Here is a 13490-nt window from a genome sequence, read left to right on the forward strand (position 1 = left end):
GTCGATATGGAACAAGCGCAACATAACGGGCTGGCGGTACTCCTGCACCTTCTGCATCTGGCGAGAGAAGCGCAAAGTCCGCTACGTCTGGGATTCATTATGGTAAATGAGTCCCGTCAGTTATTGGTTTATCGCCAGGCGGCGTTCTGGCAGGAGGGGCTGCGCCGCCAGGTTGTCGCTGTCTCCGGACTTGCGGAAGTTGACGCCACGTCACCGTATTTACAGTGGTTGAGCGGTGTTTTTCGCTTTCTTCATCAACACCATCCTGAATTGCCGCCCTATGTGACATTAACGGCTGCGGCTTTACCTGAGTCTCTGGCAGTGGACTGGTCTCAGTGGCTACCCGCCCATGCCGTCTGGTTCCCTTTGGGGTCTGCGGGGGCATTATTATTTGCCAGTGATGAGCCCTGGGATGACGAAACCCTCCATCTCGCTCAGGAGCTGATCCATGGTTATCGTTTTGCGCTGGTTCAGCATCTGCCTCACCTCAATAAGCGTCAGAAGTTTCAGGCCTGGTTGAAAGCCTCGCCGCGTCGGAAATGGTGGTTACTGGCGCCGCTGGTCGTGTTGTGCATACCCGTGCGTATGAGTGTGCTTGCCCGGGCAGAGGTTGTGCCATCGGATCCAGAGCTAATTCGTGCGCCCGTCGTTGGGGTTATCGATAAAGTGCTGGTACAGCCGAATCAGGTTGTTCAGAAGGGAACGGCGCTTTTCGCCCTTGACGCAACGGTGCTGGCAGGGCAGTTCGCCCTGGCAAAACAGGAGGCGCTGGCGGCAAAAGAGCGCTTTCGGATCAGCGCGCAGATGGCGGTGACCAGCGACAAAAATAAGCTGGAACTTGCTGAGGATAAATCCCGTCTGGCGGCGAAAGATATCTCTGCGGATTATGCCGGGAAGGCGCTGGATAAACTTAACGTGACCGCCCCGAGCAGCGGTGTGGTGGTATTTTCCGATGCCGATGAATGGCAGGGGAAAGCCGTAAACGTCGGTGAAAAAGTCATGACCCTGGCCGATCCTGAACGTGTGGAACTGGCGGCCTGGCTGCCCGCCGCCGATGCCATTCATCTGCAACCGGGGGCGAAAGTGACACTTTATCCAAACGCATCCCCCTTTAGCGCCTTTGACGCGACCCTGGTAAGAATCGCCTATAAAGCGGAGGTCAGTGATGGCAATGTGCTTAGCTATCGCCTGCAGGCAAAATTCCTTGCGCCAAAACAGACACCCATGATTGGACAAATGGGAACCGCGCGTATTTATGGCGACTGGGTTCCTTTAGGCTACTACGCCCTGCGGCGACCTTTGACCGCGGCCCGACAGTGGCTTGGGTGGTAGCATGGATAATTTCCTGCTTCCTCCATTGCGTCAGGAACTGACTCTGCATGCCGGGCCGGATCAGCAGGATGGCTCCCCTGGCTGGGTGTTGCACGACCCGGCGGCAAACCGTTTTTTTCTGCTGGGGTGGGCCAGCTTTGAGATGCTGTCACGCTGGGGCGCGCGTGATGCCGGGCGCCTGATAAAGGTCGTCAATGCACAAACCACATTGACGCTGGATATGCACGATATCCACCACCTGGTGCAATTTCTGCGTGAAAACCAGTTACTGCAAACGCAGTCGAGTGAAGAGTTGTGGCGTGTGCATCAGCATCGCCATCGGGGATATTTATCCTGGCTGCTCAGCCACTATCTGTTTTTCCGTATTCCTCTGATTCGCCCGGATGCGCTTCTGGCTCGCTTGTTACCCTGGATCCGTTGGGTTTTTCGTCCAGGATTCTGGTGGGTAATGGCGCTGGTAACCCTCAGCGGCCTGTTTATGGTGTCTCAGCAGTGGGATGCATTTACACATACGTTTTCAGGCTACGGCGGCTGGATGGCTGCGGTAGGGATTGCGGTGGCCCTGAGCATCGCTAAAGTGGTTCACGAACTGGGGCATGCGTTTACCGCTCGCCATTTTGGTTGTCGGGTGCCTGCCATGGGTATCGCTTTTTTGGTGATGGTCCCGGTGCTGTATACCGACACCAATGATGCGTGGAAATTGCCGTCGCGCCGCCAGCGATTGTTGATTGGCGGCGCCGGAATGATGGCCGAACTGACGCTGGCCTCCTGTGCGACATTACTCTGGTGCTTCTTACCCGACAGCCCGATACGCGCCGGTATTTTTCTGTTGGCCAGCACCACCTGGCTGGCGACCCTTGCTATTAATGCCAGCCCCTTCATGCGCTTCGATGGCTATTTTTTGTTATCGGACCTGCTACAGATGCCAAATTTGCATGCCAGGGCCTTTGCACTGGCACGCTGGCACCTGAGACGCGTATTGCTGGGACTGGATGATCCCGAGCCGGAGCATTTCTCCTCTTCACGGCGACGCGGTTTACTTATTTTTGCCTGGCTGACCTGGTTATACCGACTGGTCATCTTCACCTCCATCGCGTTTTTGGTTTATCACCTTTTTTTTAAAACGCTGGGGATAATATTACTGATGGTGGAACTGGGGTGGTTTGTGGTGCGGCCCTTCGTTAATGAATTACAGGTTTGGTGGCGGCGGCGCCATGATTTACGTTGGGGATTCAGAACCTGGCGTACGCTGTTTTTCCTGTGCGTGATAGTGCTTTTTTTTGCCGTGCCATGGCAGCGGGGCGTTTCCGCGCCAGCGGTAATGGAAGCAGCACAATCACAGGCTCTTTACGTGCCGGAGGATGCGCGGGTCGGGCAGGTGAATGTTCATGATGGCGACTGGGTGGCGCAAGGGCAGGTACTGGCTGTACTGACATCGGACAGCCTTGATTACCAGATAGCGCAGGCTAAGATTATTGCTGCGAATCTCGCCTGGCAGGTTGCTCAGCAGCCCTTTTCTCAGGGGCTTGATGAACAAGGCGCGGCATTGAAAAAGCTCGCACTGGCAGCACAGGAGCAAATTGAGAGTTTATTGCGTCAGCAAGCGCGACTGACATTAACCGCCCCTTTCGCAGGGCGCGTAGCGGATGCCAGCGATACGTTAAAGCCAGGCACCGTGGTGGTTCAGGGCGAACGGTTGATGCAAATCCTTGGCAAAGAGGGCATGCGTGGCGAAGGGTGGGTGGATGAAGATACGGTAACGACCCTGCACCCCGGCGATGCCGCGTTCTTTGTGCCGGACAGCGGCGAAACGCGGGCGATTCGCTGTAAAGTCGGTCAGGTTGACAGACTTAACCAAACGACGCTTGACCAACCTTTGCTGGCATCGGTGTATGGCGGTGGTATTCCGGTGCAGATCATCAATGAGCGTCTTGTGCCTGTTAATTCCATCTTTCGCGTTCGTCTGGACGCCTGCGAAACACGCCTTTCGCCAGAGCGTGAGCTGGCGGGAAAAGTGGTGTTACAGAGCGAGCATCGTAGTTTTTTACAACGCGCCTGGCAGTGGCTGGTTGTCAGTGTGGGTCGGGAGGCCGGGTTGTAATCCGCCTGGCGGCAGGATTTATGCATAAAGGAGTCATGATGGTGTCTAAACCCGTGGTTTCGAGGTCAATAGACGTATTATCTTTGCGTCCTGCGCGCGCATCGGATATGCCGTTGATTGAGCAAATTTATCAGAGCGCTCGACCGGATTTGCAATGGATTGATGGTGAACAGGCGCTTATAGAGACTGTCCGCCAGCAACAGTGGCATATGATGCAGCAATCCAGCGGCGAACAGCACCCCAATGCCATGCATTTTATGGTGGAGCGTGCAGGTTCGAATGTCGGCACCGTGATGGTCGATTTTGGTCACAATGAGGCAAGGGTGATATTCATTGCCATGTTGCCGGAAGCGCGTGGACAAGGTTATGGACGACTCATCTTACAGCAATTACAGGTTGCTGCCCGTAAAGTTGGCTGCCCGCTCAGCGCTACCGTTTGGCGAATGAATCACGATGCCCAACGCTTATATCTGGCTCTGGGATTTAAGTGTGAGGAACAAGGTTCAGTTGCGGATAAATGGGTGTGGTATCCCTCAGACAGTTAATCAATATTGGCGTCAACTGTACATTGTCAGTACCGCCAGTATCGCTAATGTTATGAATAACCGTGTTTAACTGACCAAAACCAATCGGCATTCGCCCATGGAGATTAGGCAGATTAAATGTGGTTACACCATCACCACCGTAAAAAGGTTGCGAAAGGCTAAACCTGGAAATGAACAGGCCAGTATGACCCACTGACGGTGGCATGGCGTGCATCGGGAGGGTGATTTCGCCAGACAGCAGAAGAGGTGTCTATGGTGTCCCCTGCAGGAATCGAACCTGCAACTAGCCCTTAGGAGGGGCTCGTTATATCCATTTAACTAAGGGGACGAGGCGGCAGGAGTATAACGTCATTTCGCCTTTGCGTTAAGTGTCCTGCGCCCGAGTGGTTAAAGTGTCGCCAGTCAGCCCCTGTTTTCGGCTGTTTCCTGTTTCGTTTTGGCTTTTGCTTCGGCTTTGCGCTTGTTAATCATGTCATTGCGAATTTGCGCGTGGCTCAATAACGCGAAGATAAACGTACCGCCGCAGATATTTCCGGCGAGGGTGGGCAGCGCAAACGGCCAGAAAAATTCGCTCCAGTGGATGTTGCCATTAAAGATGAGATAAAAAATCTCCACCGCGCCCACCACGATATGGGTGGTGTCGGCCAGGGCGATAAGCCAGGTCATCAGAATAATAACCACGATTTTCGCCGCACCCGCAGACGGGAACATCCAGACCATGGTCGCGATAATCCAGCCGGAAATAATGGCGTTGGAAAACATCTCCATCGGCGTATTCTTCATCACATCCATACCAATTTTGACGAACGCGTCGCGCGTCGGCTCATCAAAAATCGGCATATATTCAAATGCCCACGCCGCGATACCCGTACCAATGAGATTCCCCAGCAGCACAACGCTCCACAGGCGCATCATCAGGCCGAAATTGACCCATGAAGGCTTTTGCATCACCGGCAGTACAGCGGTAACGGTGTTTTCGGTAAAAAGCTGCTGGCGGGCCATAATCACAATAATAAAGCCGAAGGTATAGCCGAGGTTTTCCAGAATAAAGGCAGCCGGTACGCCTGCGAGCTGAACGTGAAAAATCCCTTTTGCCAGCAACGAGGCGCCCATCGACAGCCCGGCGGCGATGGCGGACCAAAACAGGGCCATGGCGTCGCGTTCCAGCTCTTTTTCGCCGTCCTGACGGATATGCTCATGGATAGCCATCGCGCGTGAGGGGAGGCGCTCTTCATCTACCTCAATATGCTCGCCACCTATTTTCTCTTCGCTTTCGACTTCAATTTCATCGGTGTGCTTGTCAATTTTCTCGTCTTTGATGCCGTCCATATTGCCTCTGTCTACGTGTGACCCATGGTCTAAGCGTAGCGGCTTTTTTTACCAGGTCTGGCGGGATCCTCCGAATTTGGTGGCGATGGCAACTATGGCGATATGGCTTTGGCGAAGATGAGATAACATTGTCACGAAACGAGGGGGCAAACTGCGACTATGCTCAATATGAGATTCGCACGTTGCGTAGACAACACAAGGCGTGCTGATACAATGCCTTGCATGTTTATGACGCGAACCGAGGCAGATTGCGTTTGTGCCCTTCTGGATGGCACTCAGCGAAAGCCATTTTCTTCAGGGAGACACCTATGAAATTTCGTGTGTCGGCGATTGCGCTGGCAACCACACTGTTGGCGGGCTGCGCCAGTTCAGGAGACACGCAGGGGCGTTCAGATCCACTGGAAGGATTTAACCGCACCATGTACAACTTCAACTTTAATGTCCTGGACCCGTATGTTGTGCGTCCCGTTGCGGTGGCATGGCGTGATTATGTGCCGCAGCCCGCGCGTAACGGCCTGAGCAACTTCACCAGCAACCTTGAAGAACCGGCCATCATGGTGAACTACTTCCTGCAGGGCGATCCCTATCAGGGGATGGTTCACTTTACGCGCTTCTTCCTCAACACCTTACTGGGTATGGGTGGCCTGATGGATGTGGCCGGTATGTCGAACCCGAAATTGCAGCGCGTTGAGCCGCACCGTTTTGGTAGCACTCTGGGTCATTATGGCGTTGGCTATGGGCCTTATATGCAGTTGCCTTTCTACGGCAGCTTTACGCTACGTGAAGATGGCGGTGATATGGCGGATACGCTCTATCCGGTGCTGTCCTGGCTGACCTGGCCGCTGTCGGTCGGTAAATGGACGGTGGAAGGCATTGAAACACGTGCTCAGTTGCTGGATTCCGACGGCCTGCTGCGTCAGTCTTCCGACCCGTACATCATGGTGCGTGAAGCCTACTTCCAGCGTCATGACTTTATCGCCAATGGCGGTAAGCTCAAGCCGCAGGATAACCCGAATGCTCAGGCGATTCAGGGCGACCTCAAGGAAATCGATTCCGAATAAACGAAAAGGTGAGCACGAAGCTCACCTTTTTTATGCCTGCGATAAATCAGAATGCGTAGTTAAAGTTCGCGCCATACAGCCACGCACGCCCTTCTGAGCTAAATTTGTACGGGCCTTCCTGGAAGTTCACTTTCTGACCGTGCATATAGGATACGCCGACATCCACAGACGCATCTTTGTTGAACGCATACGTGGTACCTGCGCTCAGCCAGAAACGGTCCTGATCCGGAATGGAGATAGAACGTTTGTCTGCCGGAACCGGGCTGTCATCAAAGGCGATACCGGTACGGAAGGTCCAGTTATCGTCCATATAGTAGGTGGTACCCAGTGCGATACGGTAAGAGTCTTTAAAGCTTTCATCTTTATAGAACAGGGTCTGGCCGTTGCTGTTTGTCGCTTTCAGCTCCTGGAACTGACTCCAGCTGGTATAGGCCATGCTGTAGTGGATAGCCCATTGCGGCGCAACGCGGTTATAACCTGAGATTTCCCACATCTCCGGCAGGTTCAGGGTCAGAGAACCACCGGTTGTACGGCCATTGGTGCCCATTGGCAGACCGAAGTTGCCGAGGATTTGGTTATAGGCCGAAGGCAGGCTGCTCTTGTAATCACCATCAAAGTCGACTTTCACCTCAGAACGGTAGGTTAAGCCGTAACGGTTGTTTTTATCGATTTCGTAAAGAATACCGGCGTTCCAGCCAAAGCCCCACTCATCACCTTTCAGATAAGCTATCTGCGTATCAGCCGGGATACCTGCAACCTGCTGCGCCAGACCCGGAATCGGTGGCAACGCGCCTGAACCCGCAACGATTCTGCCCAGATCGCCTGCGTAACGCTCAATCTTCGCTTTGGCGTATACCGCATCAAAGCCCAGGCCGAAACTCCAGTGGTTATTCAGACGATAAGCACCGCTGAGGTTCAGGTTCAGGGTTTCCAGGTCTGTTTTGCCGGCATATGCGCCTGCCGCGTAGTCGCTATTAAACTCGGTCGCTAAACCGTAGTTAGAGGTAATGGACGCGCCCCAGCCAAACTGATCATTGATTGGTGCGACGAAGTGCAGGTTTGGAACCCATGCTGTTGGCGCGATGTTTTTCGAATCCAGGCTGGCACCTGATGGTGATGTGCCTGAAATATCAACACCCGGATCAACGAAAATAGCGCCAGCGGAGAACGTCGGACGGTCAAACATCATAATCAGAGCAGGGTTGCGGCTGGCGTTGCCCGCATCATCTGCAATTGCGCCTTCGCCGGAATAAGCGCGGCCAAGACCAGAAGAAGAAAATTCGTTGAGCTGGAAGCCTGCGGACCAGGCCTGGGTTGAGACGATTGCCACTGCAACTGCGAGTGCAGATTTGGTAAACAGGTTTTTCTGGCTCATGACCAAAACCTCATCCGGTTATTTTTATTTAAACTATGTTACGTGGTGTAACAGGAGCGCGAAGTGTAGGGTCTGCGGTACGTCATAGAAATCAGACCAGTGGCGAGAGTATAGGTCTGACCAGAGGAAATGTTGCAAGCTTGTATATAAAATTTTTCAATTGTGATCTTCGAAACGGGATCTGCGTGGCAAAATTGCGGCCAGCGTCGCTCATGATTATGGGTGGTTTTTGTTCTGGATCATTTTTAAGTGTGATTTCGGTCACTTAGGGACTTTCCTCACATTATCGACTGGAGACAGGTTATTGAGGGGGGTAAAATATGCACAACGTTTATTTGGCACCTTGGGTGCGAATTCAGAGGAAATCACAATGAGTAAATGCAGTGCTGATGAAACCCCGGTTTGCTGCTGTATGGATGTTGGTACCATCATGGACAACTCCGATTGCACCGCCTCTTATAGCCGTGTGTTCACAAACCGCACCGATGCAGAAGAGACACTGGCTGCGCTGACGGCGCGCGCGCGTGGCGTAGAGTCAGATCCATGCCAAATCACTTCGACGTTCACTGAGGTTGACGGCGGTGTGCGTCTGGATATCGATTTTGTTTTTGCTTGCGAAGCGGAAACCCTGATTTTCCAGCTGGGTCTGCGTTAATCTTCCTGCCTGCGCTCCTGCTTCTGCGGGAGCGTTTTTTTCAATCATCTCTGTGTTTTACCTCCCACTTTTTTCTTTCCCTCATTGGCTAAATGTAAATAATTAGTTAAGACTGTTATCAGGTCAGACCACTAGTGCATCATGCTGTTAACAGGGGAGTGTTATGAGTCAGGCATTACCGCTTGTCACCCGTCAGGGCGACCGCATCGCCATTGTCAGTGGATTACGTACGCCATTTGCCCGTCAGGCAACGGTATTTCACGGTGTCCCGGCTATCGATCTTGGCAAAATGGTGGTGGGCGAGCTCCTTGCCCGAAGTGAAATCCCGCCGGAAATCATTGAACAACTGGTTTTTGGCCAGGTGGTGCAAATGCCGGAAGCCCCTAATATCGCAAGAGAAATCGTACTAGGAACGGGCATGAGTGTGCATACCGATGCCTACAGTGTGAGCCGCGCCTGCGCCACCAGTTTCCAGGCCGTAGCAAACGTTGCCGAAAGCCTGATGGCGGGGACGATTCGCGCGGGTATCGCGGGTGGTGCTGATTCTTCTTCTGTATTGCCCATCGGCGTGAGCAAAAAACTGGCACGTGTGTTGGTCGATGCCAACAAAGCCCGCAGTGCAGGACAAAAACTAAAGCTCTTCTCCCGTTTACGGCTACGTGATCTCTTGCCAGTGCCGCCTGCGGTGGCAGAATATTCCACCGGTTTACGCATGGGGGATACCGCAGAGCAGATGGCGAAAACCTACGGCATCACGCGTCAGGAACAGGATGCGTTAGCCCATCGTTCTCACCAGTATGCGGCACAGGCCTGGGCGGAAGGCAAGCTGGCGGATGAAGTGATGACCGCCTATGCACCACCTTTTCGCGAACCGATAACCCAGGACAATAATGTCCGGCAAAACTCCAGCCTCGCGGACTATGCCAAACTGCGTCCGGCCTTTGATCGCCGACACGGTACTGTGACCGCCGCGAACAGCACGCCACTCACCGATGGTGCGGCAGCGGTGATCCTGATGACCGAGTCGCGGGCGAAAGAGCTGGGTTTGCAGCCTTTGGGATACCTGCGAAGTTATGCCTTCACCGCCATTGACGTACAGCAGGACATGTTGCTGGGGCCCGCCTGGGCGACGCCGCTGGCACTCGACAGGGCGGGGCTGACGATGGCGGATTTAACCTTACTGGATATGCACGAAGCGTTTGCATCGCAAACCCTGACCAACCTGAAACTGATGGCCAGCGAGCGCTTTGCCCGCAATGTATTAGGCCGGACACAGGCAACGGGCGAGGTGGATGACAGCAAATTTAACGTGTTGGGGGGATCGATTGCTTACGGGCATCCCTTTGCGGCGACCGGGGCGCGGATGATCACCCAAACCTTGCATGAACTGCGCAGACGCGGCGGTGGATTTGGTCTGGTCACTGCCTGTGCCGCAGGTGGGCTTGGGGCAGCTATGGTTCTGGAGGCCGAATAATGGAGATGACCTCAGCATTTACACTCAGTGTCCGCCCGGACAATGTTGCCGTTGTCAGCATTGATGTTCCCGGCGAAAAGATGAACACGCTAAAAGCCGAGTTTGGCAGCCAGGTTCGCGCCATTCTCAAACAAATCCGCGAAAATAAACAGATACGTGGCGTGGTGTTCATTTCCGCAAAACCAGATAATTTTATCGCCGGTGCGGACATCAATATGATTGATCGCTGCAAAACGGCCAAAGAGGCCGAAGATCTGGCGCGCCAGGGGCAACAGATCATGGCCGAGATCCACGCTCTGTCGATCCCGGTGATCGCCGCCATTCATGGTCCATGCCTGGGCGGCGGGCTGGAACTGGCATTAGCCTGTCACCGCCGTATTTGTACCGATGATGCGAAGACGGTCTTAGGGCTGCCTGAAGTTCAGCTTGGGCTGTTGCCTGGTTCCGGCGGTACCCAGCGACTGCCGCGTCTGGTCGGAGTAAGCACCGCGCTGGAGATGATCCTTACTGGTAAGCAACTGCGCGCGCGTCAGGCGTTAAAAGCGGGGCTGGTGGATGATGTCGTGCCGGTTTCTATCTTGCTGGATGCCGCCGCAGAGCTTGCTACACAAGGTCGTCCTGCCAGCCGCAGCCTGCCGGTACGTGAACGCCTGCTGGCCGGGCCGCTGGTACGTGCGCTGTTATTCCGCATGGTCGCAAAAAAAACAGAGCAAAAAACCCAGGGCAATTACCCCGCGACGACCCGTATTTTGAATGTTATCGAAACGGGTTTAAGTCAGGGCAGTAGCAGTGGCTATGATGCGGAGGCGCGCGCGTTTGGTCAGCTGGCAATGACGCCGCAATCACAGGCGCTACGGCATATTTTCTTTATCAGCACTGAGGTAAAAAAAGACCCTGGCAGCCCGGTTGCGGCCGGTCCGCTTCGTGCTGTCGGTATTCTCGGTGGCGGGTTGATGGGCGGCGGAATTGCCTACGTGACGGCAGGGAAGGGTAACCTTCCTGTTCGCATAAAAGATATTAATCCGAAAGGTATTAACCACGCGCTGAAATATAGCTGGGAACAGCTTGATAAAAAGGTGCGTCGCCGCCATCTCAAATCTGCTGAACGTGACGCGCAAATGGCCCGCATTTCCGGTACCACGGACTACAGCGGTTTTTCCCATCGGGATGTGGTTATCGAGGCCGTTTTCGAAGATTTGAACCTTAAGCAACAGATGGTCGCGGAGGTTGAAGCACAGTGCGCGCCGCAGACCATTTTTGCCTCCAACACTTCTTCGTTGCCCATCGGCGATATTGCTGCCAAAGCGGCGCGCCCCGGTAACGTTATCGGATTACATTTTTTTAGCCCGGTGGAGAAGATGCCATTGGTGGAAGTTATTCCCCATGCCGGCACCGATGAACAGACCATTTCGACAGTGGTGAAACTGGCCAAGAAGCAGGGTAAAACGCCGATTGTCGTGGCGGACAAAGCGGGTTTTTACGTGAACCGTATTCTGGCGCCTTATATGAGCGAAGCGATGCGACTGCTGAGCGAAGGGGAACGTATCGAGAATATCGATAAAGCGCTGGTAAAATTTGGCTTTCCTGTCGGCCCTATCCAACTTCTGGATGAGGTGGGCATCGACACGGGGACCAAAATTATCCCTGTGCTGGAGGCTGCCTACGGTGACCGTTTTAGCGCCCCTGCAAGCGTCGTTTCTGCAATATTGAATGACGATCGCAAAGGCAGAAAAAATGAGCGTGGTTTCTATCTTTACGGTAAGAAAGGGCGTAAAAGCAAGAAACAGCCTGACCCGGCAATTTACCCGCTTGTGGGGGCTTCTGGCACAGGCAAATTATCGGCAGAACAGATTGCCGAACGATGCGTCATGATGATGCTTAACGAGGCTGCACGCTGCTTCGCCGAGAAGGTGATCCGCAGCCCGCGCGATGGTGATATTGGCGCGGTGTTTGGCATCGGTTTTCCGCCTTTCCTGGGCGGCCCGTTCCGCTATATGGATACCCTTGGCGCGGGTGATATTGTCGCAACTCTACAGCGCCTGGCTTCGCTTTATGGGGAACGTTTTGCTCCTTGTCAGCTTTTGTTACAAATGGCTGAACGAGGCGAAACTTTTTGGGGCAAGAAGGAAACTGATTTTGTAAGTTAAGGTCAAAAAAGGGTAAATCCAGCTTTAAATGAAACAGCGATGGTTATTTTGTAAACAGTCATTGACTATACTTACGCCATTGAGGTAAAAAACAGCGTTTCATTCATCGAATGGATCAGGCAAAATGCCCGGCCATTGATATTTCCTGTCGTAATGGAACTGTTCACGCGGGGAGTGTTAATGCTTCTGGTTAACAAAAGCGGTGCAATATGCAAGTTTTTATCATGCGTCACGGCGATGCAGCCCTCGATGCAGCCAGCGACTCAGTTCGTCCCTTAACCCCTTGTGGTTGTGACGAATCGCGTCAGATGGCAACCTGGCTGAAAGGTCAAAAAGTGGATGTCGAACGTGTTCTGGTCAGCCCGTTTCTTCGTGCTGAACAGACGCTAAGTGAGGTGGGTGAATGCATGAACCTGCCCGACAACGTGGATGTCCTGCCCGAACTGACCCCTTGTGGTGATGTTGGTCTGGTCAGTGCCTATCTCCAGGCGCTGGCAAACGAAGGTACCTCTTCCGTGCTGGTGATTTCTCACCTGCCGTTGGTGGGTTATCTGGTGTCCGAGCTTTGCCCGGGTGAAACACCGCCAATGTTTACCACCTCCGCGATTGCCAGCGTGACGCTGGATGAGAGCGGTAAAGGCGTTTACAACTGGCAAATGAGTCCCTGCAACCTGAGAATGCCAAAAGCAATCTGATTCGCCGGACCGTGAAAAAAAGCCGCACTTGTGCGGCTTTTTACGTTTCTGTCTGTCCGTTGCGTTCAGGGAAGCTCTGGCGGCTGCCACTCTTCGACTTCAATCAACACCAGTATCGCAGCATCGCCACCGTACTCTTTGGGAGCCTGGTGAAACGCCATTACATGCGGATGCTGTGCCAGCCAGAGAGGCGTCTGTTGCTTAAGGATATGTTTACCGTGCCCGTGCATGACGCAGGCGCAAAAGACATGTTCACGTCGGCAGGCGGCGATCAGCGCCCCCAGTTCCTGCTTGGCCTGTAGCTGCGTTAAGCCGTGCAGGTCAAGAAACAGATCCGGGGAATAATCACCGCGGCGGATCTTCTTGAGTTCAAAATGGCTGACATCGTCGCGCACATACTTCACCGGCCCTTCGGTATTCAGCAATGGCTGAAATTCATCAGAGAAATAATGGCTGTTATCTGCCTGCTCCGACAACAGGCGCTTCACCGGAACCTCAGTGATTTTTTTACGTGTCGGGCGGTGCACTACCGTATCCTGTTTTATTTGACGCGTGCCGGTCATCAATTGTCGGAACAGCGTCTGCTCCTCCTCGCTAAGCGATGGTTTCTTTTTCATCTGCGCATCTCATCTTTTATTTCTTTTAGTGTACCCGACTCGCTCCCTGCTGTTCAGCAAAATGCATTTTTAGGCCGCGACGCGAAGCGACAATGCTGATTTATCGCCGTCTTCATGGCAAACTAGCCGCCGAATTTCTTGCGAGCGTGTCCTGGAGGA

12 protein-coding genes and 1 tRNA gene are annotated in these 13490 nt (G+C 53.6%); 8 read left to right on the forward strand and 5 right to left on the reverse strand.

Annotated elements, in window-relative coordinates; genetic code table 11:
• The first annotated feature begins 6 nt into the window (after positions 1-6).
• From L2097_RS01230 to L2097_RS01240, 3 genes are read left to right on the forward strand one after another with little or no spacing between them, the layout of a single operon-like run.
• Positions 7-1332, forward strand: coding sequence for an efflux RND transporter periplasmic adaptor subunit (locus L2097_RS01230; RefSeq protein ID WP_085007279.1), 1326 nt, complete (start codon positions 7-9; stop codon positions 1330-1332).
• Position 1333: 1 nt separating this feature from the next.
• Positions 1334-3433, forward strand: coding sequence for a site-2 protease family protein (locus tag L2097_RS01235; RefSeq protein ID WP_250351976.1), 2100 nt, complete (start codon positions 1334-1336; stop codon positions 3431-3433).
• Positions 3434-3453: 20 nt separating this feature from the next.
• On the forward strand, positions 3454-3978 hold the full coding sequence (locus tag L2097_RS01240; RefSeq protein ID WP_197688013.1) for a GNAT family N-acetyltransferase: 525 nt from the start codon (positions 3454-3456) through the stop codon (positions 3976-3978).
• Here L2097_RS01240 and L2097_RS25725 read toward each other — a convergent pair.
• From L2097_RS25725 to L2097_RS01250, 3 genes are all read right to left on the reverse strand, one after another.
• A complete protein-coding gene (locus L2097_RS25725; protein WP_350028990.1) occupies positions 3917-4192 on the reverse strand; it encodes a tail fiber protein in 276 nt (91 codons plus the stop codon). The genes L2097_RS01240 and L2097_RS25725 overlap by 62 nt on opposite strands.
• Positions 4193-4231: 39 nt before the next feature.
• Positions 4232-4306, reverse strand: a tRNA-Arg gene (locus L2097_RS01245).
• Between the two features lie 74 nt (positions 4307-4380).
• Positions 4381-5307 (reverse strand): formate/nitrite transporter family protein, encoded by a 927-nt coding sequence (locus L2097_RS01250; RefSeq protein WP_047369404.1) that lies wholly within the window; start codon positions 5305-5307, stop codon positions 4381-4383.
• Positions 5308-5615: 308 nt separating this feature from the next.
• Here L2097_RS01250 and mlaA point away from each other — a divergent pair, with 308 nt between their 5' ends.
• Positions 5616-6368 carry a phospholipid-binding lipoprotein MlaA gene (gene mlaA / locus L2097_RS01255; RefSeq protein WP_250351977.1) on the forward strand — a complete coding sequence of 251 codons (753 nt, stop codon included), beginning with the start codon at positions 5616-5618 and terminating at the stop codon, positions 6366-6368.
• Positions 6369-6414: 46 nt separating this feature from the next.
• On the opposite strand, the gene fadL is transcribed toward mlaA, so the two are convergent.
• Entirely contained in the window at positions 6415-7743 is a 1329-nt protein-coding gene (gene fadL / locus L2097_RS01260) for a long-chain fatty acid transporter FadL (protein ID WP_047369406.1), read from the reverse strand.
• 370 nt (positions 7744-8113) lie between these two features.
• Here fadL and L2097_RS01265 point away from each other — a divergent pair, with 370 nt between their 5' ends.
• From L2097_RS01265 to sixA, 4 genes are all read left to right on the forward strand, one after another.
• Positions 8114-8398 carry a YfcZ/YiiS family protein gene (locus L2097_RS01265; RefSeq protein WP_039079828.1) on the forward strand — a complete coding sequence of 95 codons (285 nt, stop codon included), beginning with the start codon at positions 8114-8116 and terminating at the stop codon, positions 8396-8398.
• Between the two features lie 163 nt (positions 8399-8561).
• The gene (gene fadI, locus L2097_RS01270) at positions 8562-9872 is read left to right on the forward strand and encodes an acetyl-CoA C-acyltransferase FadI (protein WP_250351978.1); all 1311 of its coding nucleotides are present in this window, start codon (positions 8562-8564) and stop codon (positions 9870-9872) included.
• A complete protein-coding gene (gene fadJ / locus L2097_RS01275) occupies positions 9872-12019 on the forward strand; it encodes a fatty acid oxidation complex subunit alpha FadJ (RefSeq protein WP_250351979.1) in 2148 nt (715 codons plus the stop codon). Before fadI ends, fadJ begins: the two co-directional genes overlap by 1 nt.
• A gap of 209 nt (positions 12020-12228) precedes the next feature.
• On the forward strand, positions 12229-12714 hold the full coding sequence (gene sixA / locus L2097_RS01280; protein ID WP_047369409.1) for a phosphohistidine phosphatase SixA: 486 nt from the start codon (positions 12229-12231) through the stop codon (positions 12712-12714).
• A gap of 65 nt (positions 12715-12779) precedes the next feature.
• Here sixA and smrB read toward each other — a convergent pair whose 3' ends face one another.
• On the reverse strand, positions 12780-13331 hold the full coding sequence (smrB, locus tag L2097_RS01285) for an endonuclease SmrB (RefSeq protein ID WP_047369410.1): 552 nt from the start codon (positions 13329-13331) through the stop codon (positions 12780-12782).
• Positions 13332-13490 lie beyond the last annotated feature (159 nt).

Origin of the sequence: Citrobacter sp. MNAZ 1397, from assembly GCF_023613995.1 — a bacterium.
GTDB classification, from domain to species: domain Bacteria; phylum Pseudomonadota; class Gammaproteobacteria; order Enterobacterales; family Enterobacteriaceae; genus Phytobacter; species Phytobacter ursingii.

Coding starts and splice junctions, on each gene's coding strand:
- L2097_RS01230 (WP_085007279.1), top strand. CDS start 7: ATGGAACAAGCGCAACATAACGGGCTGGCGGTACTCCTGCACCTTCTG.
- L2097_RS01235 (WP_250351976.1), top strand. CDS start 1,334: ATGGATAATTTCCTGCTTCCTCCATTGCGTCAGGAACTGACTCTGCAT.
- L2097_RS01240 (WP_197688013.1), top strand. CDS start 3,454: ATGCATAAAGGAGTCATGATGGTGTCTAAACCCGTGGTTTCGAGGTCA.
- L2097_RS25725 (WP_350028990.1), bottom strand. CDS start 4,192: ATGCACGCCATGCCACCGTCAGTGGGTCATACTGGCCTGTTCATTTCC.
- L2097_RS01250 (WP_047369404.1), bottom strand. CDS start 5,307: ATGGACGGCATCAAAGACGAGAAAATTGACAAGCACACCGATGAAATT.
- mlaA (WP_250351977.1), top strand. CDS start 5,616: ATGAAATTTCGTGTGTCGGCGATTGCGCTGGCAACCACACTGTTGGCG.
- fadL (WP_047369406.1), bottom strand. CDS start 7,743: ATGAGCCAGAAAAACCTGTTTACCAAATCTGCACTCGCAGTTGCAGTG.
- L2097_RS01265 (WP_039079828.1), top strand. CDS start 8,114: ATGAGTAAATGCAGTGCTGATGAAACCCCGGTTTGCTGCTGTATGGAT.
- fadI (WP_250351978.1), top strand. CDS start 8,562: ATGAGTCAGGCATTACCGCTTGTCACCCGTCAGGGCGACCGCATCGCC.
- fadJ (WP_250351979.1), top strand. CDS start 9,872: ATGGAGATGACCTCAGCATTTACACTCAGTGTCCGCCCGGACAATGTT.
- sixA (WP_047369409.1), top strand. CDS start 12,229: ATGCAAGTTTTTATCATGCGTCACGGCGATGCAGCCCTCGATGCAGCC.
- smrB (WP_047369410.1), bottom strand. CDS start 13,331: ATGAAAAAGAAACCATCGCTTAGCGAGGAGGAGCAGACGCTGTTCCGA.